Below are 25,530 nucleotides of genomic sequence, written 5' to 3' on the forward strand. Positions count from 1 at the left end.
ACAACACCCCATAACGCAGATCGATGGCGTAGTTCAAACGAAACAGAAGCGTCGGAAGCTTGTGAGTCTCCGCATAATACTCAAACACACGCTCACGACCGACGGCAGAATTGGAGTAATCACCCACAGGGGTGATATCATTCTCCTCAATAGCCCCCATTTGTTTAATGTCCATCAGATCGTAAACACAGCCCGTAGAAAAGGCCACGAAACGGCTGTCCGAAAAGTGCTCACAGACGTTTTTAGGAACCAGAGTATTCATGGCCCAGGTCACGTGGGTGCTACCGGACGTCCCGAATTTTTTCCCAGCCATGAAGATGATATTTTTCACCTGAGGCAGTTTTTTCACCTCTTCCAGATCCAGTAAATCACAAGAAATCGTCGCGATCCCATTCTCTTCCAGCTCATTTTTCGCCGCCTGATCTGAGAATCGAGAAACGCCATACACTCGCTTATCAATGCCAAGGGTATCGATTCCTCGTTGAATCATCAGCCCGACATGGTTACCGACTTTCCCGCCAATCCCCAGGATCATGATGTCGCCATCCAGCTTAGACAGCATGTCCATCACCTCTTGGTCGGGGCGGGTGATGAATTCATCCAACTCCTGCTCGGAGCTAAAATGCGTTGGCTTTGCCAAGAGACTCTCTGTATTGACCATAAATACCTCACAACTAAAAACAAACTAAATGGTTGGTTTATATATTGTGAGGTATCACAGGTCATGTCAAGAAGTATCTTTTCAGTTTGTTTTATTTTCGATTCTCGCCTTACGGATCCGTTATTGCTCAAAGGAGAGGCACTGAAAAAGAGCTTTATTAAATGACTTAACGGAGTCGCAGAGTACTTAACAGAGACACGCACCTGTAATGAATAACAAAGTTACGCACCCCAAAACAAACTAACTAGTTGGTAATATATATCTTGACCGTAACTCCTTGGTTATTTATATTTGATGGCGAATTTAATTGAATTGAAAGGGTGGTTGATATGTTGAACGCGGCGATTATCGGAGTATCTGGATACGGGGAAATCCATTACCAGGAATTGAAGAGAGAAACCGAAAGCGGCCGTATCAGGATTGTCGCTGCAGTTGTCAGAAATCAGGATGATAACAAGGAGAAATGCGACTGGTTGCGTAGCCAGGGGACGGTCATTTTTCCTGATTACAAAGAGATGCTGGAGGAATTCAACGGCAAGATTGATTTGTGCTGCATCCCAACTGGTATCTCCACGCATGCGGAAATGAGTATTGCTGCTATGCAAGCGGGCGCCAACGTTTTAGTTGAAAAACCTGCGGCAGCCACCATCCAAGAAGTGATGGAAATGCAACGAGCATCGGAGGAAACCGGAAAGTTCGTGGCGGTTGGCTTCCAATACATCTATCAGCCAGACATTCGACAACTGAAACAAATATTGATCGACGGTGTGATCGGCAAACTGATTTCGCTCAAATGCCATGCCATATCCTCTCGCAACACGACCTATTACACCCGCAACGGTTGGGCTGGAAAACTTAAATCGGGCGGCGCTTGGGTACTGGATAGTCCGTACAACAATGCTCAGGCACACCATGTAAACCTACTATGCTATTTTGCTGGCAAAGAGTTTGGCACGGCAGCGACGCTCGACACCATTCAGGCCGAGCTGTATCACGCCAACGATATTGAAAACGCCGACACCGCCTGCATGCGCATCATGACCGACAATGATCTTAAAATCTATTTCTATGCCACTCATGCCTGCGCCAGCTCTATGGGCCAGCATTACGTCATTACTGGTGATAAAGGCACTCTGACCTTTACCATGGGTGAGCTAGAAGCGATCGTTAAGCTTGACGATGGAACCATGCAATCGATCGCGCTCCTTCCGCGAAATGAGCGCGATAAAAATATGTTTGACGTCATACTAAGCAAGCTGTCTGGCAACGACGAAGTCCTTTGCGATCTGCCGCTGGTTGCTTCACAGACACTCTTCAACAACGGAGCTCATGAATCCTCCCCTATCCATGCAATTCCTGAAGATTGCAAAACGACAGTCACGAACTCCGAAAACATATCGAATGTGCAAATCAATGATATTGAACCTCTCATTATCACAGCATTCGAAGAAGAAAAAATGTTCAGTGAAATGGGGGCATCTTGGGCGAAGCCTGGCGTGACATTTGAGCTGACGGGCTATAGCTCCTTTAACGGCGGACGCAGTGCCGAGTAAAACACCAAATAAAATGCCGAATTAGACGGCAATGATAAATAAAAAGGTAATAAACTATGATCAAATCTGGAATTTGTTCTGTAACGTTCCGCGCCAAAACTGTAGAAGAGGTAGTAGAGCTAACTAGCAAAGCTGGGCTCAAAGGTATCGAATGGGGTGCTGACACGCACGTACCCGTAGGCGATCTCAAAAATGCCGAAAGGGTTGGCCAGCTGACTCGTGATGCTGGACTGAGTGTCGCTAGCTATGGTTCTTATCTCTTTACATACGACAAAGCGGGCGACGCGCCAGGCGACTGCAAAGAGCTAGTTGAAACGGCAGCGGCTCTTGGAGCACCAGTTATCAGAATTTGGGCTGGAGCATTCGACTTAGAAAAAACGCCTGAGTACTTTAATTTGGTTGTTCAGCACAGCCAACGCCTTGCCGATATCGCACAAGATGCTGGGATCCGCATTGCCTATGAATTTCATAGATATACATTCACTGAGACACTTGATGGCACGCTGAAACTGCTTGATGCTGTAGACCATCCGAATATTTATACTTACTGGCAACCGCAATTCGGCGCTTCCCTAGACGAACACCTGCAACAAATTGATGCACTGAAAGAAAAGCTCATTCATCTGCACGTGTTCCACTGGGACAATCCACCGGAATTTACCCAGTATCCGTTGGCTGATGGAGAGTCATACTGGCCGACTTGCTTTAGTGCTGCCGACGAGGATGATACAGAAAGGTTTGCGATGCTGGAATTTGTCCGCAACGGTGATCCTGAGCAGTTTTTTGCCGACGCTGCCACCCTCAAAAAGTGGCTTGAGTCCTAAACCGGAGGTAGTGGTGATGGATGACTTATACAGATGGCGCGAGGACTACGTTAAAAACGCAGCACCCTTGATGATTTGGCATGTGTGGCAGCTCGCTCGTCACACGGAAAACCCTGTATCCCCTTGGGATGCACTCGATCGCTATGCTGATATCTATCGCCTCTCTACCCGAAGCGAAAAGATAGACCCGACAGTACCGGGCTTCAGCGATCCAGAATGGGATGAGCTGAAGCGGCGCATTATTGCCATTTTTGAAAAACATGTCACTACACTTGATTCGCAGGCATTGGAGGCTGAGTGCATGGCACTTCTTTGGCCGCTAATGAAAGTACGTATTAAAGCAGATAGCCGTCCACACCCTCCTAGGGCGCACGGTTCTTGGCTGCGCGACATAGATGGTCAATTCATCAAGCTGCACATCAGTAACGCCGCACTGCCAAACTCGCCATTTGACGACAAGTTAGGAATGGCGTCGGATCTGCTGCGCCTGCTCCTAGACACCAAAGCCGAGCACCCTTCAGTCACGCATGTGCGCTGTGGAACGTGGCTAAACAACCTACCCATCTTTTTGTCGCTGTTTCCCCCTTCGTGGGCCGCATCGAAATCAGACGTGATTGAGCTAGGGCGGGGTTTAGGGTTATGGGGGCAATATATGGATCGGACAGGCGCATTCCATAGCAAGAATGCGCAAACATTCCGCGCAACAGGTCGTCATCCCTTCTTCTATGTCACCTGTCACTGTGAATATTCGGAAGCTATCGCGCATCTGGAAAGAATGAAGGTTATCGGGGACACTAATGCTCAGCTCGTTTAACGCTGTGTTTTTTAATTTGGTGCGTTGAGCCTATGGAATATAGGCCATGCGCACTTCGGGCTCTTTAACTCTTTACGCATGAAAATCTACAACTAATATCACTTTCTATACGTTGTGGTTGATTAAGTCAGAGTGTAAACCCACCTAAACGAACAATACTACAACTGGAGTAAGACATGACTAAACCTGTCATTGGTTTCATTGGACTTGGCCTTATGGGCGGCAACATGGTTGAAAACCTTCAGGACCGTGATTACCAAATAAACGTAATGGATCTTAACGCTGACGCAGTGGAAACTTGTGTTGCACGTGGCGCTAAAGCCCCTGCTACTGCTAAAGAACTGGCTGAAAACTCTGACATCGTAATGTTATGCCTAACTACTTCTGAAGTAGTTGAAAAAGTAGTATACGGTGAAGAAGGTATCCTTGCAGGTATAAAAGAAGGCGCAACATTAATCGACTTTGGTACTTCTATCCCAGCTTCGACTAAGAAGATTGGTGCAGATCTAGCGGTTAAAGGCGCTGGTATGATCGATGCTCCTCTAGGCCGTACTCCTGCACACGCTAAAGATGGTCTTTTAAACATCATGGCTGCTGGCGACATAGATACTTTCAACAAAGTAAAACCTATTCTTGAAGAACAAGGCGAAAACGTATTCCACCTAGGTGATCTGGGCGCTGGTCACGTGACTAAACTTGTGAACAACTTCATGGGCATGACGACTGTTGCAACTATGTCTCAAGCATTCGCTGTTGCTAAGCTTTCTGGCATTGATGGCCAACAATTGTTTGACATCATGTCAGTGGGCCCTTCTAACTCTCCATTCATGCAGTTCTGTAAGTTCTACGCTGTAGATGGAGATGAAAAACTAGGCTTTTCTGTTGCGAATGCAAACAAAGATCTTGGTTACTTCCTTGAGCTCTGTGAAGAGTTAGGTACAGAGTCTCTAATCGCTCAAGGTACTTCTAAGAACCTACAAGCTGCTTTTGATGCAGGTTTAGGTCAAAATGATGTACCAGCAATCTTCGACTACTTCACTGGGCTTAAAAAGTAATTCGATAGAACCTTGTTGTGCTGTTGGTTTGGTTAACCTACTTATAGCGCAACAACGTTTATTGTTTCGGCCTAGCAACAGCTTCTATCTGAAGAGCGACATCCTACGACCTCTATGTGATTGAGGGATAATTTATCATTCATTGTTGAAGTTTTTAATGAAAACACAAACACCAATTCAATCGGCTTTCGATGCTTCTTCTACTGCATCCGACGTTCTTCAATATGTGGAGCTTTCAGGGAAAGTCGTACTAATTACAGGCGGTCACTCAGGATTGGGATTCGAGTCTACCAAAGCGTTAACAAATGTAGGAGCACACGTAATTATCGGAGCAAGGGATACGTTACGTGCGTCTAATGCTGTTCGAGGAGTAAATAATGTTACTATCTTTCCTCTAGATCTTTCAGATATCGAATCAGTAAAGCGTTTTTCACAGAGTATTATTGAAAGTAATATTTCCTTCGATATAGTTCTGTGTAACGCAGGAATAATGGCTTGTCCAGAGAATCGTCTAGGCTTGGGTTGGGAGTCGCAATTTGCGACTAACCACTTGGGGCACTACGTTCTCATCAATCTTATCTGGGAAAACATAAATCAAGATTCGAGGATCGTTTGCACTTCTTCAGCCGGGCACCATAATTCCCCTATCCAATGGAATGACGTACATTTTGAGTCTGATTACGATAAATGGCTAGCTTATGGTCAATCCAAAACAGCTAATGCGCTCTTCGCGTTGCAATTGAATAGTTATGGCCAAGATCGAGGGATCAAAGCTTTTTCTGTACACCCAGGAAACATATTCACACCGTTACAACGACACCTCACAAGCGAAGAAATGTCTAGCAAAGGATGGGTCGATACAGACGGTAATCCTATCGATCCAACCTTCAAAACCCCCGAACAAGGCGCGGCAACTCAAATATGGGCAGCAACGAGTATAGATCTAAATGAATTAGGCGGGGTGTATTGTGAAGACTGCAACATCGCGGGATTAGCATCTAATTATAATGCCCCCTATCGTGGAGTATGTAGTTATGCAGTAGATCCAAATGAAGCCTTAAAATTATGGAAGCTTAGTGCGGAGCTGACTAACATAAATGCTTTTATCTGAAGTGTGTCATAAGCTGGACAGCCTTCATTGTAAATAATCAGACTTTATTGCCCTCCGACATTTGAATCAACCGATTGCTACAATGAGTTTCTTAATTAGAGCGTGATTGGACTCTGTACCATTTTTCAAATGCTCTGCTTGCCGTTGGTTGTTGAACATCCTGTCGCAACTTATTTTCTTCATTAAGCCGAGCTATCGCATGACCATACGAAGAGTACTTGTCAGTGGTTATAGTTTTTGGCTGTTTCTCTAGAAAATAATAGCGCAGACAACGTTTGAGGAATTGATAGGCAAAATGGCGATCCCGTTTATGGGAGAAATAAAAATCAAGCGTCTGGCGATGCTTGTTGATGGCTCGTTAGAGATAGAGCCATTTGGCTTTCACTTTGACGTACGTTTCATCCAATTGCTAGGAGGAATCTGCGTTAATAATTTTTTAAAGAATGGCTAAAGACTTTAAAATCTATATTCCTCATCACCTGTCTTTTTTGTGCTCTCCATGAGCTACACCACTGGAGAGGATGACTATTATGTCGTGCTCGATCTGCTGTCTCACCGCCGCTGATTTCAAATCAACTCCAAGTAGTTTACTCATAGTTATTTGGTTAGAGAAATAGAAAAAGGTTAGGGAGAAAACGGTGAAGATGTAGCTGTTGAAGTTTATTTCCTTCCTGAAAAAGCCTTTTTTCTGTCCCAATTCATACAACCCCTTCAGGTGCTCGAGATATCCACCCCGCAAGACGCTCCACTGTTCATCGGAGAGATTTTCTCCGTTGCTCAAGTTTTCCCATGAAAGCAATCGCCAGAAGTTGGGGTGGCTCTCATGGAAGTCGATATATACATCAATGATAATCGCATTGAGGTTAGGTATTGCCGTCTCATCCAGATTCATGAGAATGTTGTCGTCAGTGACTCTCCTGTAATTTTCCAGCAGTACTTCCTGATATAATTTTTTTTTCGATCCGTAGTAGGCGTATATTCTCTCTTTATTCACTTCGCTGCGATGAATAATTTCATCAATCCGTGTACCTTCTAGGCCTTTTTCAGCAAATATCTGGGTGGCTACATCCAAGATTCTCTTCTTTGTCTGTTTGCCTCTTTTTTGTTTCGGTACAATTATTTTTCGCACCTTCTCAGTCATCATAAATCCTCTACGCTAAACATTGGAACAAAATACAAATGTTTAGTTTTATTCGCTGCTGTAAAATTTCCGCTCTTATTCGTACTGCTAATGATCGGCCGATGGTTCACCAACCATCAGGCCATTATGTCATATTCTCTCTGACGAGCCCATCATCAGGGGTAATGTTTTTAAATAGATCATTGAGAGTCATCAATAATAAACCTTTTTGACAACATCATTCTATCCAAGAGGATAACACCTTTGGTTTCATATTTTTACGGTGAGTTGTCGCCATCAGATTTTAGCTCTTCCATCAAAAAAATTAATGGAATGAGCATTGATGGCATCGACTCTAGGAAGCGTGTATAGCTGAGTAAAACAGGGACATCATTCTTGCAATAACAACAAATCAACCCTAGATATAAATTCTTACAATTGAAGTAACTAAACATTTAAATAGCAATAATAATCGTCACTATCTCACTTTTTCTTATTCCTAGTACAGGTTAAAATTATCTTTTACCCACCTAGAAATAAAACCAGTTATGTTTAATAAACAAAACCTTATTGATGATTTAAATCGTGTTGGTATAAATCCAAACGGTGTTCTGCTTGTTCATTCGTCGATGAAAGCAATTGGCACTGTTGAGGGTGGGGCTGACACTGTACTCGATGCCTTGTCTGAATTCATGTCGAATGGACTATTGCTGTTACCGACTCACAGTTGGGACAAGCACAACCTTACGGATGGCATATTTGATCCAGATAAAGAGCCATCATGTGTGGGTGTATTGAGTGAGTTATTTAGAAACAGAACGGGAGTGATTCGGTCACTTCACCCTACCCACTCCGTTGCTGCTCTTGGGAACAATGCAGAACAATTTATTGCTGGAGAAGAAAAGGCAACCTCACCCTGTCCAAGAGATGGGGTATGGGGAAAACTGTATGATGCCGATGCACAAATTCTACTTCTTGGATGCCCGCTAACACGAAATACCTATATCCATGGCATGGAAGAGTGGTGCGAAGTCCCGAACCGAATAGATCCAATCCCAGAACCGATCAAGATTATTAAAGGTGATCATATTATTGATACAGTCTTACATCGCCATAAAAGTCCAATTAAAAAGATCCATGAAAATTATGACAAACTAGAAAAGCCATTTATCAAGCTTGGTATTGGCCACTGGGGACAAGTTGGAGAGGCTAAAGTATTTCTTGCCCGTGCGAAACAGATGGCCGATATCACGACAACTTTCCTAAAACTGAACCAAGATGTCTTTCTCGACGACAAACCTATTCCAGAATCTTGGTATTGAGTACTGTTTAAGGAAATATGAGCTTTCGGTATGAGTGGAAAGTCAGGCCTTTACGCTAAAGGGCTTGAATTGGCTTACCCTTATTTTTAGTAAGCGCCTTCATTCAATGATTTCAATGAACGTCGTAACCTTTTAACTTTGAGCATTAAAGCTACTCGAAAAAGGCAAGTTAGCTTGGCCAAGAAAAATACCTAGGCAAACACTCACATTAGCTGATGAGCTGTGGTATTCATTGCTCGGTGGACTCGACATCGAAAATATAAAGCCTCAACTAGCGTAAAAATAATAGTGTATAAAGAACTTTTTCGAATCTAGGCGATCTTACTTACATACCAAATAAAAATAACCAAAAAGAGCTAGCCCGCTACTGCTCTTTGGGGGTAATAAGTGGTAAGTTTAATAATCGTCAGTAAGCTAGAATATAGCTCAAATCAATTAGTAATAAGGCTCAGGGGTATTATGAAACTTACGCAGTTGAAGTACTTAACCGCAATCGCAAAACATGATTTTAACATATCGATCGCAGCTCGTGAGTTGTTTACGTCTCAGCCAGGCATATCGAAACAAATTGGGTTATTAGAGTCTGAGTTAGGGTTGAAGATATTTGAGCGGAAGGGCCGAAGTCTAACCGGTATTACCCCTGTAGGGCTTGAGATTATTAAAGAAGCACAGCAAATGTTACTGACGGCAGATAGAATAAAGGCGATTGCTAGTAACTACGCCAATCCAAATAAGGGAAGCCTAAACATATACACGACAAATACTATTGCAAGATTTATCCTACCAGAGACTATTCGTTATTTTTTCAAGAAGTACCCTCACGTCCCGTTCCATGTTGGGGCAGCCCACCCGACAGAGAATGGGTTAATTAGTAAGATAGGACCTTCGGATTTCTCTATCGTGGCACACAAGGTTGAGTCAAGCATTAACCTAATCACACTCCCTGCGTATAACTGGTCGTTAAGTTTGATCATCCCTAAAGATCATGATTTATCTAGTGGAGTACTTTCTCTAGAGAGACTAGCGAAGTATAGGCTGATTAGTTATGACAAAGGTTCGAGCGGAAGATATGTCCAGGATAAGGCGTTTGGATCCGCTGGCTTATACCCGAAGTATGCTATGACGGTAATGGATACCGATGTTATTAAAAAATACGTTGGGATGGGGCTTGGGGTTGGGGTCATTGCTACCATCGCGGCGGAGAGTATTTGTGACGATGAAATTGTAGCCATTCCACTTAAAGGCCTTATTGATAGCGGAAGCGCTTGGTTGTGTTTTAGCCGTGGCGTCTATCTTCAAGATCACATGTATGACTTTATCGAAAAATTTGCACCACACTTAACTAAAGTGGTTATGGAGCGGGTTGTAAGTATGTCGAGTAACGACTTGGCTGCTTTTTCCAAGACCTTTGAATTGCCTCAGTACTAAAGAAGGTAACGACTAGGCGTTACCTTTCTTAATTCAGAGATTGTGCCTTAGTGTGATACTAGATTGACGACAATCTGTGCGCCAATTATAAGGCAATCTTCATCTACAAAGTATGGATTTGAGTGAAGATAGTTATTAATCCCCTTTTCTTTGTTGCCAGAGCCTAGGAAGAACATCGCACCGACTTTGCCTTCGCAAGCGTTAACCATAAGGCTGAAGTCTTCACTCCCCGTCATTGGCCCTGCGTCAATATTCAAAAGCTCAGATGGTACTGTCTCGCTTGCTGCTTGTACTACACGCTTATAAGCGTCTGGGTGGTTGATTACGGCAGGGTAACCAATGTAATCAATCGATGTTTCGTATCCACGTATTTCACTCTGCTCTGAAAGAGACCTAAAGCTAGATTGAAGGATTGTGTTAGTCTCTTCATCCATAGAGCGAATTGTTCCACGAGCTTGTACGTTAGCAGCAACTGCATTTGGAATTGTACCACCATTGAACATACCGCAGACAAAAACCGCTGGGCAGAACGGACTTGTTTGCTTGGCAATAATATAGTCCATATCAGCGACAATGCGTGCGCCTTCACGAATGGCATCAAGACCTTTGTGAGGTGTTGAACCGTGAGCAGATACCCCCTTAATGTTCAATGTCCATGCGTAACCGAATGATGACATGATCCCAACATTAACATTCACAGTGCCACACTCTAATGCCGCATCATTATGTAGTGCGTACACCTCAGAAACACCGTTCATACACCCTAGTTCAACCATTTTATTAGCACCAGGGACACGCATATCTTCTTCAGCCATTTGGAAAATAAAGCGAATATTGTGCTTCATTTCTGACTTGTTCTCTGACAAATACATAGCGGCGGTTAAAGAAATGGCCATGTGAGTGTCATGTCCACAATTGTGGGCACGACCATCATGATTAGAAGAGTACTGATTGTTTGTCAGGTCAACCATCTCTAGAGCATCCATATCGCAACGCCAAGCAATTGTAGTAAATGCAGGATCAACGATTAGATCTGCATAAAACCCAGTGCATGAGTCAAAACCTGTAATCGAATAGCCTGCAGCGTGTAATATTTCACGGCACATTTTTGATGTTTTAACTTCTTCACCTGAAAGTTCAGGGATTTTGTGGAGCTCACGTCGAGTTGTAATACTAAATTTTTTTAGTGCTAGCATCGATTCATTTAGCTCGAAGTTATTCAATGTCATTCAGGTGATACCTTTCATAGTGAAGCCCAGTTGAGCAATAAGTGATACGCCAAAGAAGCAGCAAATTGAAACAACTAGAAATAGAACGATGATTTTCCAAGAAAGATTTTTCCGTTGGCCCATCTTGCCGCTAGCCCTTAGGCCCGAAATGCAAGAAGAACGTAATCTTTTTAACCGTCATCAATTATGGCTACACATAGAATTTCGTCAACGCACCAAGTACCATTGGTTGACCAATATCACACTTAAACTCGCAAGATTGGACAACCAATAGTAATGAAAGGTAGCTTAAGCACACTAAATTTGGTTAACCAATAGTGAGGAGATGTACCGCAGGGTAAATCACCACCATCCGCGGCACTACAATTTTGTATCATAGAGAAGTCTCTTTGCCTTTATAGTGCTTATTCGGTTCCACCTAATTAGCTACTAATAAAATAAGCTGCATTTTTCATAATAAGATTGTTTACTCAAGCTTAAATAAGGATAAGACAATGGCGAATCTTGCCAACACAAACATTAACGCTTCTGTAGTAAAACCGAACTACGATCGCTCACAACTAAAAACTCGAACTGTTCACCTCGGCTTTGGCGCTTTCCACCGAGCACATCAAGCACTGTACACTAACGAAATGCTTGAAAAAACAGGCAGTGACTGGGGAATTTGTGAGATCAACCTGTTCGGTGGTGAAGACCTTATCACCCAACTGCGTGAACAAGATCACTTATACACAGTGGCAGAAAAAGGAGCAGATTCAACCGTTGTCAAAATGATTGGTTCTGTGACCGAATCGTTGCACCCTAATCTAGAAGACCAGCAAACAGTACTCGCAAAAATGGCAGAGGAGCAAGTCGCGATTGTTTCTATGACCATTACAGAAAAAGGCTACTGTGTAGACCCATCCACTGGCCGTCTAGATAAGAATAATGGCTTAATTAAAGCGGATTTAGAGAACCCTCGCCAACCAAATTCTGCCATCGGTTACATCGTTGAAGCATTACGTATTCGCCGTGAATTGAACCTAAAGCCCTTCACTGTCATGTCTTGCGATAACGTACAAGAAAATGGTCATGTTGCACGTGCTGCAGTTCTAGACTTCGCAAACCTTGTTGATCAGGACCTAGCAGGATGGATTGAAGCCAATGTGACCTTCCCTTGCACCATGGTTGACCGCATTGTACCTGCAGCTACATCAGAAACATTAACCGAGATTACAGAGCTAGTTGGTGTTGCAGACCCTTGTGGTATTGCTTGCGAACCCTTCCGCCAGTGGGTAATTGAAGATAACTTCGTTAACGGACGTCCTGAGTGGGATGTTGCTGGCGCTGAATTTGTTGCAGACGTTGTTCCATTTGAGGAAATGAAGTTACGCATGCTAAACGGAAGCCATTCATTCCTTGCTTACCTCGGCTACCTTGGCGGCTACCAACATATCTCAGACACTATGACCAATGAGAGTTATCGTAAAGCTGCGTTTGATATGATGACAAAAGCACAAGCGCCAACGCTAACCATGCCAGACGGGACAGATTTAGAAGGTTACGCAAAGCTACTTATCGAACGCTTTAGCAACCCAAGCTTGAAGCACCAAACGTGGCAAATCGCGATGGATGGTAGTCAGAAAATCCCACAGAGAATGGGCGGCAGCTTACGCTTTCATTTAAAACATGAGTCCAATTTTAAGTGGCTAGCTTTAGGCATTGCTGGCTGGATGCGGTATGTATCAGCCGTTGATGAGCAGGGTAATAAGATTGATGTACGCGACCCAATGGCTAAGCAATTAAAAGCAATCTTTGATGTGCATGGAGCAAGTATCTCTGTCGTCCCAGAATTACTTTCTATTGAGGCGATATTTGCAGCTGACATAGGCCAAAACCCTCTGATTATCGATGCTGTTTGCTCTGCTTACCAGTCTCTAATCAAAAATGGTGCACGCGCCACTATCGCCGCCTTGTAGAGGGACAGCATTATGAAGCATTTCTTATGTGATGATTTTTTACTAAGTAATGAAACGGCTCGTCGTCTCTATCATGAGCATGCAGCCGATCTACCAATCTATGACTACCACTGCCATCTTAATCCAGAGGAAGTTGCGCAAGATCGTAAATTTGAAAACCTTAGTCAAATCTGGCTTGAGGGCGATCACATGAAGTGGCGAGGCATGCGTTCAGCGGGTATTTCAGAGCACTTGATAACGGGCAGCGCGTCAGATTATGACAAATTCCAAGCCTGGGCAAAAACAGTGCCGATGACGCTTGGAAACCCTATCTATCACTGGACTCACTTAGAGCTTCGTCGTCCTTTTGGTATAACTGGCCAACTACTTGGGCCTGATACCGCGGATAACATCTGGCATGAGTGCAATGAACTACTGCAAACGCCGGAGTTCTCTGCTCGCGGAATCATGAAACAAATGAATGTCGTCATGGCTGGTACAACGGACGATCCTATCCACACTTTAGAGCAACACCAAACAATAGCGGAAGATGCGAGTTTCGACATTGAAGTCGTTCCGAGTTGGCGCCCTGATCGGGCGTTTAAGATTGAACTCGACGGATTTTCCGAATATATGCGATTACTTGGCGAGGCTGCTGATACGCATATCTCTAAATTTGTTGATTTGCTTACCGCGCTTGATCGCCGCTTAGATCACTTCGCTGCGCACGGTTGTCGTGCTGCGGATCATGGTATTGAAATTGTTCGGTATGCAGATATACCAGCAGAACCGACTTTAGACACAATGATTACTCGACGCTTAGCTGGAGAAAGCTTATCAGAGCTAGAGGTCAATCAATTTAGTACTGCTATTCAAGTTTGGCTAGGAAAGCAATACGCAAAACGTGGTTGGGTTATGCAGCTTCATATTGGCGCGCAGCGAAATAACAATACTCGTATGTTTAAACTGCTTGGTCCAGACGCGGGTTTTGATTCTATCAGTGACAGCACTTTTGCATTTGAACTGGCTCATCTGCTCGATGACATGGACAAGACCAACGAGTTACCAAAAACAATTCTTTACTGTCTTAACTCTCGCGATAACGAAATGATGGCAAGCATGATCGGTAACTTCCAAGGCGGTGGTATTGCTGGAAAAGTTCAGTTTGGTTCAGGATGGTGGTTCAACGATCAAAAGGATGGCATGCAGCGCCAAATGGAGCAACTTTCTCAGCTTGGCTTGCTCAGTCAATTCGTTGGTATGCTCACAGATTCTCGAAGCTTTCTGTCATACACGCGTCACGAATACTTCCGTCGCATTCTATGTGACATGGTAGGTCGCTGGTCAGAAAATGGAGAAGTACCAAACGATCTTTCTCTACTAGGTCCAATGGTCGAAGATATTTGTTTTAATAATGCAAAAACATATTTCAAATTACCGAATGAGTGAACTGCAGAATGAAACGTATAGCCATCATGAATGCATGATTTAGCTTAATGGAGCCTCGTTTGGCTCCATGCACCAAACTTATAGCTGTGATGCAACCAGTGGCGGTATGCTACAAAGCTAGCAACAAGAAATGTTACGTGATAAATCACGTCAACCGGGTTTGTATCTCATTCAATTGGATGCTCAAGGAGAACGAACATTCCTGTACTAACGCCGCTCGTTATCTTGTTCATCATCCTGATTTTAAAAAGCTGACCGTCATTTAAATGACCGTCGATATATTTTATCGTCAGGAGTAATAGTTTAGCCATTTGGTTTCCTGCCTAATTACGCAACTAAGCCGGAAACTGGATTAAAACATTATAAAAAACACGCAGTGATATACTTACTCAAGGCATAATATTCTATTTAAAATAATGTTTATATTATCAATAACGCAATGACGGTCATTATTAAAGCTAAGGGATAAAATTTACATCCACGTCAACTAATCTTGATGGAAAACATAATAAAAGCAGAGACACCATCGTTTTCATTCATGACAAAAAACGAAGGTAACGAATGAAGTTAATAGAAGCACTTTTATTTTCTAGCACGCTTTACCATATAATAGAACAAGAAATTATTAATTTTATTAAATTTTCGACATAACAACGACAATTAGTCTAGATCACGAATTTATATATTAATCATGCTTCATCACTTAGGACGAACATTATGTTTAATTTAAAAAGTGTCGCTTTATTATCATTGTTAGTAGCCTCCTCTGCTAGCGCTAATAGTGAAGAGAAAGGAAATGACCAGAACGCAGACAACCCACCGACTACCGAACACGGCTATTTATGGTCTTCGGGATATGAGAACACCCCCTGGGATGAGGAATGGGGATTGAAGTGGAAACAAGAGGGAAACCACAGTATCGTATCAACCGACGTATTTTCCGGCAGAAAGGCACAACAAGTTACCTACCCCAAGGGTACTTTTTCAAGGTACGGTGGGGCCCAATATTACATGGACTTTGCACTGCTGAACGACCCCATCCCCTACTCTGATGAAATGTATGTGCGTTACTACCTAAAATTCAACGACGATGTCGACTTTATCAAAGGCGGGAAGCTGCCTGGACTACTTGGTGGCGAGGCTAATACCGGCGGTGGTACACCCACAGGCATGGACGGCTGGACTGCACGCATTATGTGGCGTCGCGATGGCCGTATCGTTCAGTATGTCTATCATCCGGATCAGACTGGCAGGTTTGGTGAAGATCTGGACTGGAACCACGGAGGAGCTGATCGGTTCTTTACACCTGGAAAGTGGCATTGCGTAGAGACTTACATCAAGATGAACACCGTAAGCGGTACCGGTGAGGCCAACTCTAACGCGGACGGGATTGTTCGTTCATGGCTAGATGGAGAGCTGGCCCTCGATAAAACCGATATGAGATTTCGCTACACAGATGCGTTCAATATTGATGGGTTTTATTTCTCCACCTTCTTCGGCGGCGGAGATGCCAGCTGGGCACCTGTGAAGGACGAGACCGTGATGTTTGATAACTTTGTCATCAACGACAAGCCCATCGGTTGTCTGGACAGCAGTCATACCAAATAATTTGTATAAGGACACACGCCCTAAAGTACCAATGTAAGAAAAATATGCTTTGGGGATAATCTCGTTGGAAATTTGTTTTCCTGTTTTAATTACGCAACAAAGCGGGTGCTACGTGATTTTTATCAAAAATCACGTAGCACTATACTTTTCAAATATAAACTTAAATTTAAATTATTGTTTATGTTATCAACAATATCATGAAACCGTCATTGACACTCATAAGTACAATTTATATCCACGTCAATCAGTCTTACTAAAAAGTATAAGTAAGAAGGGTTCATCATCGTTCTTAATCATCATAGATGAACGAAAAAACGAATAAATAAAAATTTATAAAAACTCACATAACAACTAACAAAATTAGCCAAAGCAACGAATTTCCACATTAATAGAAATAACTACAATTAAACTCAACAATCAAAAACGGCTTTTAATTTATATTTTATTCATGTATTACCACTAAGGACGATCATTATGTTTAATATAAAAAGTGTAGTTTCATTATCATTGCTAGTAGCCTCTTCTGCTAGCGCTAATAGTGAAGATAAAGGGAACCACCAGAACGCAGACAACCCACCGGCTACCGAACACGGCTATTTATGGTCTTCGGGATATGAGAACACCCCCTGGGATGAGGAGTGGGGATTGACGTTGAAACGACTGGAAAACCACAGTGTCGTGTCAACCGACGTGCTGTCCGGCAGCAAAGCAGCACAAGTTACCTACCCCAAGGGTACTTACTCAAGTGCCGGTGGAGCCTTATACTTCATGGATTTTGCGCTGCTGAACGACCCCATACCCTACTCTGATGAAATGTATGTGCGTTACTACCTAAAATTCAACGACGATGTCGACTTTATCAAAGGCGGGAAGCTACACGGGCTGTTTGGTGGTGAGGGCAACAGCGGCGGTGGCACACCCACAGGCATGGACGGCTGGAGTGCACGTATTATGTGGCGCAGCGATGGCCGTATCGTTCAGTACGTCTATCACCCGGATCAACCCGGCAGATTTGGAGAAGATCTGGACTGGAACCACGGAGGAGCTGACCGGTTTTTTACCCCTGGAAAATGGCATTGTGTGGAGACCTACATCAAGATGAACACAGTAAGCGGAACCGGTGAGGCCAACGCAAACGCGGACGGGGTTGTCCGTTCATGGCTCGATGGAGAGCTGGCCCTCGATAAAACCGATATGAGATTTCGCTATACGGATGCGTTCAATATTGATGGGTTTTATTTCTCCACTTTCTTTGGTGGCGGAGATGCCAGCTGGGCACCTGTGAAGGACGAGACCGTGATGTTTGACAACTTTGTCATCAACGATCGGCCCATTGGTTGCCTAGACAGCAGTTTCATTCCCCCTTATCCCCAATAATTTTTATAAGGACACACACCCAAAAGTACTCATGTAAGAAAAGTATTGTTTGGTGATAACCTCGTTGGAAATTTGGGTAATTGGTAGGCTTTGTTGCGTGACTAGGACAGGAAACCAAATTGCTTAAAATTGAGTAATGTCGATACAACACCCTAAGTTTCAGGCATACGTCGTCCTGTAAGCTTGTTGACCGCTTTAATCATGGCGTAGGTTTCACCAACTTAAATTGCAGTTTCTCAGGTTAAGTTTACCTCCTAGAAACTGCTTTACTCGCTACATGTTAGTACCTTATGTCATAAGTACCATCACCTGATATCTCAATGACTTCTCTACACTAAGTTAGGTGAGTGAATATAAATGTGCTTCTAGCCAAATTAAGTACACAGAATTATGTGTTTTACTTAGCTGTACTTTTATGACTTCCATTAACGATAATCTCATTAACGTACTGTTTAAAAAATGGAGATATTGCCCCCTGCAATTCATTTTGCACTGAATTAACATTGACCAATAATTGAATATCAGGTGAGCAATAATTGGGAATGTGTGCAAAAAACTGTGACTTTAGTTCTTCAAATACCTGACTATTTTGAACAAAGGGTCCAGTAAGAATAATTGTATCTGGAAATAGAGTGAGGTATGTATTGACTAAAGATCGAGAAAAAGTTTCAGTTGCACTTTCTAGACATGTAAGAGATGACAATGGTTTCAACTTTACCTGATCGGCACACTGTTTCTCATTACCAATAGTGCAGCCAATCGTAAGACTTAATTCATGGCGTAACGCTGCTAGAGAGACCGCTTTCTCTAAAGTGCAGCCATCCGAGTCGATAATAGTTTGTCCCAATTCACTAAATAGCCCTGTCCCTCCAAAACGAGTCATCCTCTTAGGATCATAAGTTGCGGCACCTATCCCCTCCCCCCAATGGATATACAACGTCTTCCTTGATGCAAGTTGACGATTCTCCAAAACAAATGAATTAAGTTCAGATTGCAGATTCTTTACCAAATTGATTTTACAGCTAGCTTTAGTCGAAATAGATTCGAAGGAAACATTAGTAGCGTTTGGCCAACGGTTGGAGTACTTCCAAATTTGGTTTTCACGATCCACTATCCCTGGCAAAGATAAAGTAACACCACAAATCTTCATATTTGGCTCAGCCGACTCGATAGCACTCTTCACAATAGATCCAATTGCCAAAACAATCTCTTCCTTGCTTGTTTCCCTATTCTCGATTTTTACACTAGTAGAAAAGAGAACATCGCTCACCAAATTCACTAACGATGCTGTAATAGTTAGCGAATCTATATGGACAAAAACGGCATTAAACTCTTTCAGGTTAGGGATCAAGCAGACTTCTGGACGACCAGGCCCCGACACACTAGTTTTCATATCCTCTTTAACGATATTCAGTTCAATAAGATCAAAAAGAAGTTGAGAGACAGTCGCAGGGCGAAATCCGTTTTTTTCGATCAACCCCTTTCGAGTAATAAGTTTATCTTTTTTATACCCATCAAGAATTTGTTCGAATAATAGAACCTTTCTTTCTAGAGACAAGCCTTGTTGTTTTATCATTATAATCAATCATAGTTGCATCACCGATTTGCCCTATCTTATCCAGTAGGCCTAAAATGCACAAACTATTTATCTGAATCAATTGCCTCTTCTGTAACCACGCCTAACAACCAGCCCCTCCCCTCAAATTACAACAATAAGCTATTGATTTTTATAAAGTAAAAATATTTTAAGTGACCAGCGTCATATAATAACACCAAGTGTAACTATATATAATTACACTTAGTGTTATTATATCTACATTGTCTAAATAATCATCAAAACAGGATGTCTAAAGGAAAATCTAGTTGGAACTAAAATCCTTGAGATCCGCTTTAATAAGAGCGAATTGAAGGTTGATAATATGGGTTGTGTATCCACGTTTTAATCAACATTTATCGTCTAGCACGAATAAAAAGCCACATGATGGCCATAATAGGTTTCAGCCTTAGTGAACTTCATATGATGGCAGCCAACTCGGAAAACTAGATAAAAAGTAACAAGGGTTATAAAGACAATTTGGTTGTTGGAATCATGTCAACACTAAAAAAACCTGATTTTAATTCACCAAAATACTTTGGTGAATTAGTTTTAAAACAAGAGGAATATCATGAGAAAAATAGTATTTAGTATTTTGTTACCGTTTATAGTTTTAAGTAATGCGAGTGCCTTAGCTTTTGAGCCAAGTGATTACGACGATATTGTTTTACAAGACAATCCTGTGGGTTATTGGTTATTGGAACAAGGCAGCACACAAGATCATTCAGTGAACTATTTAGACGGTAGTTTTGGTGGTAAAGCTACTAAAACAGATTATTTGCCTAATGGAGATACAGCAAATGCATTTAATGGTAAGGATAATTACTTTGAAATACCGGATGACGATTTATTAGAAATAACGACTACTGGTATACTCACCATTGAAGCATGGATGAAACCAAAAGTTTTGCAATTTAAAAACAGTGAGAAAGGTGGATATGTTCATTGGATGGGAAAAGGAGAGGAAAATCAACATTCTTGGGTTTCTAGAATGTACAATTATACCAATGATGAAAATAGACCTAATAGGATCAGTGGCTATTCGTTTAACTTAGAAGGTGCATTAGGTGCCGGTTCTTATTTTCAAGACCCAGTTGACACTAAGGAATGGATACATTACACGCTAATTATAAATACTGTTGATACGAGCGACACATATCCAACTGGCTATACTAAAATATATAAAAATGGTGCTTTAAGGGACCAAGATAGTTTATTAGGGTACGATATAATCCCTGGAAATGGGACCGCCCCAACTAGAATAGCGACAAGAGATTTTAACTCATTCTTTAAAGGCTCTATAGGGAAAGTAGCAATATATGATTATGAATTAGACGAATTACAATTATTAAGGCATTTTTATTCTATGCGTGGTGTATGCGGAAAATAAAAATTGTAAGGACACACTCCAACAAATTTAGAAGTGACAATCTTAGGATTGTCACTGCCATTTATTTAATATCGATTTCTCGACACTCTTAGAACTAGAATTAGGAAACAAACCCATTAACAAAGCATTCAAACTATATAGTTTAATTACTTTGTTAGTGCTCTATAAAATATACATAGAGTCTCTTGTAAAATCCTGCGAATTTTAATTCCGGACAGGAGTTGGATTAATTAATTACCCGGAACGACCAATAGGTGATGGAAATACTGGATGAGTTATTCGGCACTCTGGATAGTTGTCATTGCCGCTGTATTAATAACAGTTAATGGGAGCCATGATAAAACATGATATTCAGTAGCTAAGACCCTTATTTACTATAAAAAATATATAACATCATTGGAGTCAAAAATGAACATTGATATTCTGGTAGTACTCGTCTACTTCGTATTTATAATTGTAGTCGGACTGCTCTTTAAACGGTTAGCGGGACGCTCCACGAGCGATTATTTTCGTGGGGGGGGTAAAATGCTTTGGTGGATGGTTGGCGCCTCTGCATTTATGACTCAGTTTAGTGCCTGGACTTTTACCGGAGCAGCGGGCAAGGCGTTTACGGAAGGTTTTCCTGTTATGGCTATTTTTCTGGCCAACGCATTTGGATTCTTGCTTTCCTGGTGGTTCTTTTCTTATCGTTTCCGTCAGATGCGTATTGTCACGCCTATTGACGGTGTGCGCCGACGTTTTGGTGGAACCAATGAGCAGGTATTCACCTGGGCATCAATACCACCCAACCTTGTCTCCACAGGCATCGCACTGAACGCATTAGCGATCTTTGTCAGTGCAGTATTCAAGATTGACATTGAAACGACCATTATTGTTACAGGCTTGCTTGTTCTGTTTGTCTCTGTGGTAGGTGGCTCTTGGGGTGTCGTTGCATCTGACTTTGTGCAGATGGTCGTCATTATGGCATTAACCGTAGTATGCGCGGTGGTAGCAATCTTCAAAGTGGGCGGGCCTTCCAATCTTATCGAACAGTTTCCTGTCGATAATATCATGGGTCCAGGCATGAATTATCCACTGCTATTCATATCCTGGGTTATTTTCATGTTTGTTAAGCAAGGGCAAAATATCAACGCTATAGATGTGTCGTATCGCTTTCTTACAGCAAAAGATTCTGTCAATGCACGTAAAGGGGCACTGTTAGCGTTTGCTCTGATGCTAATTGGTCCGGCAATCTGGTTTATACCTCCGTGGGCTGCTGCCGTGCTTTATCCCGATGCGGCACTAGTACATGCCGAACAACTCGGCAATAAAGCGGCGGATACGGTATATCTGATTTTCGTTGAACGCGCAATGCCCGTTGGTATGGTTGGTTTGCTGATGGCCGCGGTTTTTGCTGCCACAATGTCTTCTATGGACTCAGGTCTGAACAAGAACTCAGGCGTTTTTGTTCGTAATTTCTATGCGGTTTTTATCAATAGCAAGGCTAATGATGCCAAATTATTGCGTGTGAGCCGAGTTGTTACGATTGTCTTTGGCGTATTGATTATTCTCATCGCACTGTTTATCAATTCACTGCGCGGTGTAAGTCTGTTTGACGCTATGATGCTTACGAGCTCCTTGCTTCAGATGCCGCTTTTAGTGCCGCTGTTCTTTGGTGTATTTATTAAGAAAACGCCAGACTGGGCAGCCTGGGGGACCGTGGTAGTGGGATTGGTCGTATCTTATTTTGCCGGCTTTGTTATTACGGCTGATATGGTTGCAAATTGGCTGAACTTAGAGGTTCCATTCACCGCACGTGAGGCAACTGACCTTAAAGTTGTGCTAGGGCTGGCGGGTCATCTGTTCATTACCGGTGGGTTCTTCTGCCTGACAACCAAGTTCTACAAAGAGCCGGAAGGGGCGCGTAGTAAAGAACTGCAAGCGTTTTGGAAAGATGTTGAAACCCCGGTTATTGAAGGAGAGGGGCAGGATATTGTCGACCGTCAGCAACGCAACATGTTAGGTAAGCTGATTCTGGTCTTCGGTACTTTAGTCATGGCAATGGTACTGATACCGAATCCATTCTGGGGGCGAATGGCCTTCGTATTCTGTGGGGTTGTGGTACTTACTATCGGGTATCTGCTGCATAAGAGTGCCCAATCCGGCGAGGCCGAGAAAACGCCGGTTTATCAAAACAGTTAACTTTAACCGGGCTAAGCTTTATACCCTAAACAATTGGAGCCTTTGCGCGGCGACAAGAAGACGAAGCCCAATCACATAGCTGTGCTATGTGATTGGGTGTGTCGACGCAGTCAACAAGTGGTGGTTCACAGTGAACTATACCCAGCAGCGGAGGGATTAGAACCTTATGCTTATGAAATGATCATGCTTAGGCTAAGGCTAAGGCTAAGGCTAAGGCTAAGCAGTGAGTTGCTGCGATATACACAGAAAAACAACCACTGCCGTCACAATGATATACAACATTTATGAGAATAAAGTTCGATGAATCAATTGGCTACTCGATATTTTCTCGTTGCTTTGCATGGGAAAGAAAATAGCAATTGTTCATAGACAATTAAGAAGTGAATATTTCAACCGGAAATGCAGTATCAGGATGTGTTTTCGTCAAAAATAAGGTCAAGGAGAATATATATGCCAGCTTGTGAGATCGAGCGTAGCACGGAAAACCCTGTGGTTGCTTATCACGTAGACTTCCGCATACAAGTCATGCCTTTTGATGCACTAAAAGAGATGGCTCTTGAAATATCAAATATGGGTTTCAATACTCTAATAATGGAATGGGAAGCCTCCTACCCATATAACAAACACCATATTATATCCAATCGCTATGCTTATACGCGAAAGCAAATAAAGGAATTTATTGAGTATAGTGAAAGCTTAGGGCTTGATGTTATTCCACTACAACAAAACTTTGGGCATGCTGAATATATTCTCATGCATGAACGCTATGCCTATTTAAGAGCAGATAGAAGACAGCTATCACAAGTCGATCCAACACGACTTGAGGAGGCTCGAGAGCTATTCGAAGAACTATTTGATGATATGTTCTCTACTCATAATTCTCAATATGTTCATATTGGCGGCGATGAGACTCGTTTATTAGATTGTGATAGCTGCTTAAAAGTGTGCGGCGACTTAAGTGAAGATGCTCGTAAGTCTAAAATTTATGTCGACTACATGAAAATGATTGCTGAGATTGTTACAGAGCGTGGTAAAACACCTTTGATTTGGGCTGATATGATTTTAAAGTACCCTGAGTCAGTTGCAGATATGCCCGATAATGTCATCTATATCGACTGGAACTATGGTTGGGACTTTGATCGATTCGGAACCGACCCTCGAGTTCTAATCGAAAAATATGGTCTAGCGTTTTGGGGAGCACCATCTATTCGTTCACATCCAGATGACTACCATACACATGCATGGGAGAAACACTTAAAAAACATAATTGACTATATTCCTGAAGCTAAAGATGCGGGCTACACGGGTATGGTACTAACATCTTGGTCAACGTCAGGTGAATATGGTTACAACTGGTTCAGTGATGATGAGGTAGAAGTCGTAGAGCTTCATACTATTCGTCAAGTCTATCCTCACTCATACCCAAATGATGCTTTTCGAATGACTACAGCTGCTTTTATAGAAGCGCTTGGCCACGAAGAACGCTTACAAATTAATGGCTTTGCACGCAGTTACGCTATAGAACGCTTTGGCCTAACTAATTCTGAAGGAAGCGAACTTTGGAGAATACTGACCGCTGATGCTATGACCAATAAAGTAATGGCTGGCTCAGTTAGCCAGTCTGGCAGAAAAGGACTAACAGAAGCACAAAGTCGAGTCGCTCAAGAGAGCCTAAATGCAATTCAAGAACTACAAGCTGATTTAAAAAGAATTGTTCCTAAATACAATAAAGATGAGTTTGCACATTACACTATGCAACTTGAACTACGTGAGTTCTGGCTAACCTTTAGAGTACTAGAAGGATGGGTTCAATCAGAAGAGTTTAGGCGTCAAGATGAATTCGAAGCAATACAGCAACTTCAAGACCTATTGGCGACAGCTGACGACTTGAACCACCGCTTCCACATTAAGTTTGGCGACGTTCTCCATAAAGCAGAAATCGATACATTTAATAAATATCGCAATCAAAAAATCGAGGTTTTATTACAGCGACTATCAAAAAGTAACTCTTCACCTGCGAGGCTTTAAAAGCAAAGTTACGGGTTATGTGGCTAGGTTAACTGTTCGATACTCTAGACACTTGTGGTTGATATTTAACCCGTGGTTTGTCGTGTACAGAGAAACAAAACAATAAAGGCTGTTCAAGACGCATATTGTGTACCACTTCTTGCATTTGCAGGCCTAGAGGCTGGCAAATGCAAGATGGACCATCCGAAAAACCTCGCTTGGAAAATAATCGTTCTATTCCTAGTTGTTTCAACTAGCGGCTTCTTTGGTGCATAACTTATTACTCGACTGAGCTTCACTATGAAAGGCACCATCTAATGACATTGAATCACTTCGAGTTAAATGAAGCGATGCTAGCATTAAAGGATTTTAGTATTACAACTCGGCATGATTTCCACAAAATCCCCGAACTTTCAGGTGAAGAAGTTAAAGCATCAAAAATGTGCCGTGAGATATTACACGCTGCAGGCTATTCGATTGCTGATTTCGACGCATGTACTGCGTTTTATGCGTACCTAATCGTCGAACCTGCATTTACAACAATTGCTTGGCGTTGCGAGATGGTTAACCTGACAAACCATCACTATTCTACTAATCATGATGGTCGTTCCCACAACTGTGGACATGGCACTCACATGGCCATCTCTTTAACTGCTGCTAAGTATTTGCCAGCAAACAAGTCCGCTCTGCCCAGCGGTTTTTGTTTACAGCATATTCAATGGTGGCACAATTCCAAAAGCAGTTACTGCAAACGTACAAGCTAGTGGGACAATCCGCTCTATGGATAAAGAGACTAGCGCAATCCTTAAACCTAGCTTCCAGTCTCTATCTGAGCAGAGCGTAATATTGCTCGCTACAAAACAGTAAAAC

Annotated in this window: 19 protein-coding genes and 4 pseudogenes; 16 read left to right on the top strand and 7 right to left on the bottom strand. The window is 42.5% G+C overall.

Annotated features, from left to right (window positions below; all coding sequences use genetic code 11):
- A partial coding sequence (locus tag L4D20_RS23940; RefSeq protein ID WP_428804079.1) for an NAD-dependent epimerase/dehydratase family protein occupies window positions 1-640 on the bottom strand: 640 nt, incomplete at its 3' end.
- Between the two features lie 350 nt (window positions 641-990).
- Between L4D20_RS23940 and L4D20_RS23945 the strand changes: the two genes are divergently transcribed.
- The 5 genes from L4D20_RS23945 to L4D20_RS23965 all read left to right on the top strand — a co-directional run bounded on the left by L4D20_RS23945 (window position 991) and on the right by L4D20_RS23965 (window position 6,018).
- Window positions 991-2,214 (top strand): Gfo/Idh/MocA family protein, encoded by a 1,224-nt coding sequence (locus tag L4D20_RS23945; RefSeq protein WP_428804080.1) that lies wholly within the window; start codon window positions 991-993, stop codon window positions 2,212-2,214.
- Window positions 2,215-2,270: 56 nt separating this feature from the next.
- Entirely contained in the window at window positions 2,271-3,038 is a 768-nt protein-coding gene (locus tag L4D20_RS23950; protein WP_428804081.1) for a sugar phosphate isomerase/epimerase family protein, read from the top strand.
- Between the two features lie 16 nt (window positions 3,039-3,054).
- Window positions 3,055-3,852 (top strand): hypothetical protein, encoded by a 798-nt coding sequence (locus L4D20_RS23955; RefSeq protein ID WP_428804082.1) that lies wholly within the window; start codon window positions 3,055-3,057, stop codon window positions 3,850-3,852.
- 176 nt (window positions 3,853-4,028) lie between these two features.
- Window positions 4,029-4,907 (top strand): NAD(P)-dependent oxidoreductase, encoded by an 879-nt coding sequence (locus tag L4D20_RS23960; RefSeq protein ID WP_428804083.1) that lies wholly within the window; start codon window positions 4,029-4,031, stop codon window positions 4,905-4,907.
- A gap of 157 nt (window positions 4,908-5,064) precedes the next feature.
- Complete coding sequence (locus L4D20_RS23965; protein ID WP_428804084.1) at window positions 5,065-6,018, top strand: SDR family NAD(P)-dependent oxidoreductase; 954 nt, start codon at window positions 5,065-5,067, stop codon at window positions 6,016-6,018.
- 69 nt (window positions 6,019-6,087) lie between these two features.
- Here the strand turns inward: L4D20_RS23965 and L4D20_RS23970 are convergent.
- The 3 genes and pseudogenes from L4D20_RS23970 to L4D20_RS23980 form a co-directional block, all read right to left on the bottom strand.
- Window positions 6,088-6,427 (bottom strand): annotated as a pseudogene (locus L4D20_RS23970) (DDE-type integrase/transposase/recombinase); the annotation flags it as partial.
- 66 nt (window positions 6,428-6,493) lie between these two features.
- A complete protein-coding gene (locus L4D20_RS23975) occupies window positions 6,494-7,162 on the bottom strand; it encodes a TetR/AcrR family transcriptional regulator (protein ID WP_428804085.1) in 669 nt (222 codons plus the stop codon).
- 157 nt (window positions 7,163-7,319) lie between these two features.
- Window positions 7,320-7,436 (bottom strand): annotated as a pseudogene (locus tag L4D20_RS23980) (transposase); the annotation flags it as partial.
- Window positions 7,437-7,686: 250 nt separating this feature from the next.
- Between L4D20_RS23980 and L4D20_RS23985 the strand changes: the two are divergent.
- Complete coding sequence (locus L4D20_RS23985; protein ID WP_428804086.1) at window positions 7,687-8,460, top strand: AAC(3) family N-acetyltransferase; 774 nt, start codon at window positions 7,687-7,689, stop codon at window positions 8,458-8,460.
- Between the two features lie 459 nt (window positions 8,461-8,919).
- Window positions 8,920-9,888, top strand: a complete 969-nt coding sequence (locus L4D20_RS23990) for a LysR substrate-binding domain-containing protein (RefSeq protein ID WP_428804087.1) — start codon at window positions 8,920-8,922, stop codon at window positions 9,886-9,888.
- 47 nt (window positions 9,889-9,935) lie between these two features.
- Here the strand turns inward: L4D20_RS23990 and L4D20_RS23995 are convergent, their stop codons facing one another.
- Entirely contained in the window at window positions 9,936-11,117 is a 1,182-nt protein-coding gene (locus L4D20_RS23995) for a M20 metallopeptidase family protein (RefSeq protein WP_428804088.1), read from the bottom strand.
- A gap of 494 nt (window positions 11,118-11,611) precedes the next feature.
- Between L4D20_RS23995 and L4D20_RS24000 the strand changes: the two genes are divergently transcribed.
- From L4D20_RS24000 to L4D20_RS24020, 5 genes and pseudogenes are all read left to right on the top strand, one after another.
- On the top strand, window positions 11,612-13,075 hold the full coding sequence (locus L4D20_RS24000; RefSeq protein ID WP_428804089.1) for a fructuronate reductase: 1,464 nt from the start codon (window positions 11,612-11,614) through the stop codon (window positions 13,073-13,075).
- Between the two features lie 12 nt (window positions 13,076-13,087).
- On the top strand, window positions 13,088-14,503 hold the full coding sequence (gene uxaC, locus L4D20_RS24005; RefSeq protein WP_428804090.1) for a glucuronate isomerase: 1,416 nt from the start codon (window positions 13,088-13,090) through the stop codon (window positions 14,501-14,503).
- 130 nt (window positions 14,504-14,633) lie between these two features.
- Window positions 14,634-14,748 (top strand): annotated as a pseudogene (locus L4D20_RS24010) (sugar kinase); the annotation flags it as partial.
- Window positions 14,749-15,220: 472 nt separating this feature from the next.
- Complete coding sequence (locus L4D20_RS24015; RefSeq protein WP_428804091.1) at window positions 15,221-16,111, top strand: polysaccharide lyase; 891 nt, start codon at window positions 15,221-15,223, stop codon at window positions 16,109-16,111.
- 474 nt (window positions 16,112-16,585) lie between these two features.
- Entirely contained in the window at window positions 16,586-17,488 is a 903-nt protein-coding gene (locus tag L4D20_RS24020) for a polysaccharide lyase (RefSeq protein ID WP_428804092.1), read from the top strand.
- Between the two features lie 152 nt (window positions 17,489-17,640).
- Here L4D20_RS24020 and L4D20_RS24025 read toward each other — a convergent pair.
- Window positions 17,641-17,761: pseudogene (locus L4D20_RS24025) on the bottom strand (IS5/IS1182 family transposase); the annotation flags it as partial.
- Window positions 17,762-17,885: 124 nt separating this feature from the next.
- Window positions 17,886-19,064, bottom strand: coding sequence for an ROK family protein (locus L4D20_RS24030; RefSeq protein ID WP_428804093.1), 1,179 nt, complete (start codon window positions 19,062-19,064; stop codon window positions 17,886-17,888).
- Between the two features lie 589 nt (window positions 19,065-19,653).
- On the opposite strand from L4D20_RS24030, the gene L4D20_RS24035 reads away from it, so the two are divergent.
- The 4 genes from L4D20_RS24035 to L4D20_RS24050 all read left to right on the top strand — a co-directional run bounded on the left by L4D20_RS24035 (window position 19,654) and on the right by L4D20_RS24050 (window position 25,424).
- Complete coding sequence (locus L4D20_RS24035) at window positions 19,654-20,472, top strand: LamG-like jellyroll fold domain-containing protein (RefSeq protein WP_428804094.1); 819 nt, start codon at window positions 19,654-19,656, stop codon at window positions 20,470-20,472.
- Window positions 20,473-20,880: 408 nt separating this feature from the next.
- The gene (locus L4D20_RS24040; RefSeq protein WP_428804095.1) at window positions 20,881-22,653 is read left to right on the top strand and encodes a sodium:solute symporter family protein; all 1,773 of its coding nucleotides are present in this window, start codon (window positions 20,881-20,883) and stop codon (window positions 22,651-22,653) included.
- A gap of 450 nt (window positions 22,654-23,103) precedes the next feature.
- Window positions 23,104-24,681, top strand: coding sequence for a family 20 glycosylhydrolase (locus L4D20_RS24045; protein ID WP_428804096.1), 1,578 nt, complete (start codon window positions 23,104-23,106; stop codon window positions 24,679-24,681).
- 296 nt (window positions 24,682-24,977) lie between these two features.
- Complete coding sequence (locus L4D20_RS24050; RefSeq protein WP_428804097.1) at window positions 24,978-25,424, top strand: hypothetical protein; 447 nt, start codon at window positions 24,978-24,980, stop codon at window positions 25,422-25,424.
- Window positions 25,425-25,530 lie beyond the last annotated feature (106 nt).

The sequence above is a fragment of the Vibrio kyushuensis genome, assembly GCF_050337325.1.
Classification (GTDB): Bacteria; Pseudomonadota; Gammaproteobacteria; order Enterobacterales; family Vibrionaceae; genus Vibrio; species Vibrio kyushuensis.

Excerpts from the sequence above, each read along its gene's own strand:
- L4D20_RS23995 (WP_428804088.1), bottom strand. The coding sequence starts at position 11,117 with ATGACATTGAATAACTTCGAGCTAAATGAATCGATGCTAGCACTAAAA.
- L4D20_RS24020 (WP_428804092.1), top strand. The coding sequence starts at position 16,586 with ATGTTTAATATAAAAAGTGTAGTTTCATTATCATTGCTAGTAGCCTCT.
- L4D20_RS24000 (WP_428804089.1), top strand. The coding sequence starts at position 11,612 with ATGGCGAATCTTGCCAACACAAACATTAACGCTTCTGTAGTAAAACCG.
- L4D20_RS24015 (WP_428804091.1), top strand. The coding sequence starts at position 15,221 with ATGTTTAATTTAAAAAGTGTCGCTTTATTATCATTGTTAGTAGCCTCC.
- L4D20_RS23985 (WP_428804086.1), top strand. The coding sequence starts at position 7,687 with ATGTTTAATAAACAAAACCTTATTGATGATTTAAATCGTGTTGGTATA.
- L4D20_RS24035 (WP_428804094.1), top strand. The coding sequence starts at position 19,654 with ATGAGAAAAATAGTATTTAGTATTTTGTTACCGTTTATAGTTTTAAGT.
- L4D20_RS23965 (WP_428804084.1), top strand. The coding sequence starts at position 5,065 with ATGAAAACACAAACACCAATTCAATCGGCTTTCGATGCTTCTTCTACT.
- L4D20_RS24045 (WP_428804096.1), top strand. The coding sequence starts at position 23,104 with ATGCCAGCTTGTGAGATCGAGCGTAGCACGGAAAACCCTGTGGTTGCT.
- uxaC (WP_428804090.1), top strand. The coding sequence starts at position 13,088 with ATGAAGCATTTCTTATGTGATGATTTTTTACTAAGTAATGAAACGGCT.
- L4D20_RS23990 (WP_428804087.1), top strand. The coding sequence starts at position 8,920 with ATGAAACTTACGCAGTTGAAGTACTTAACCGCAATCGCAAAACATGAT.
- L4D20_RS23945 (WP_428804080.1), top strand. The coding sequence starts at position 991 with ATGTTGAACGCGGCGATTATCGGAGTATCTGGATACGGGGAAATCCAT.
- L4D20_RS24050 (WP_428804097.1), top strand. The coding sequence starts at position 24,978 with ATGACATTGAATCACTTCGAGTTAAATGAAGCGATGCTAGCATTAAAG.
- L4D20_RS23960 (WP_428804083.1), top strand. The coding sequence starts at position 4,029 with ATGACTAAACCTGTCATTGGTTTCATTGGACTTGGCCTTATGGGCGGC.
- L4D20_RS23955 (WP_428804082.1), top strand. The coding sequence starts at position 3,055 with ATGGATGACTTATACAGATGGCGCGAGGACTACGTTAAAAACGCAGCA.
- L4D20_RS24040 (WP_428804095.1), top strand. The coding sequence starts at position 20,881 with ATGAACATTGATATTCTGGTAGTACTCGTCTACTTCGTATTTATAATT.
- L4D20_RS23975 (WP_428804085.1), bottom strand. The coding sequence starts at position 7,162 with ATGATGACTGAGAAGGTGCGAAAAATAATTGTACCGAAACAAAAAAGA.
- L4D20_RS23950 (WP_428804081.1), top strand. The coding sequence starts at position 2,271 with ATGATCAAATCTGGAATTTGTTCTGTAACGTTCCGCGCCAAAACTGTA.
- L4D20_RS24030 (WP_428804093.1), bottom strand. The coding sequence starts at position 19,064 with ATGATAAAACAACAAGGCTTGTCTCTAGAAAGAAAGGTTCTATTATTC.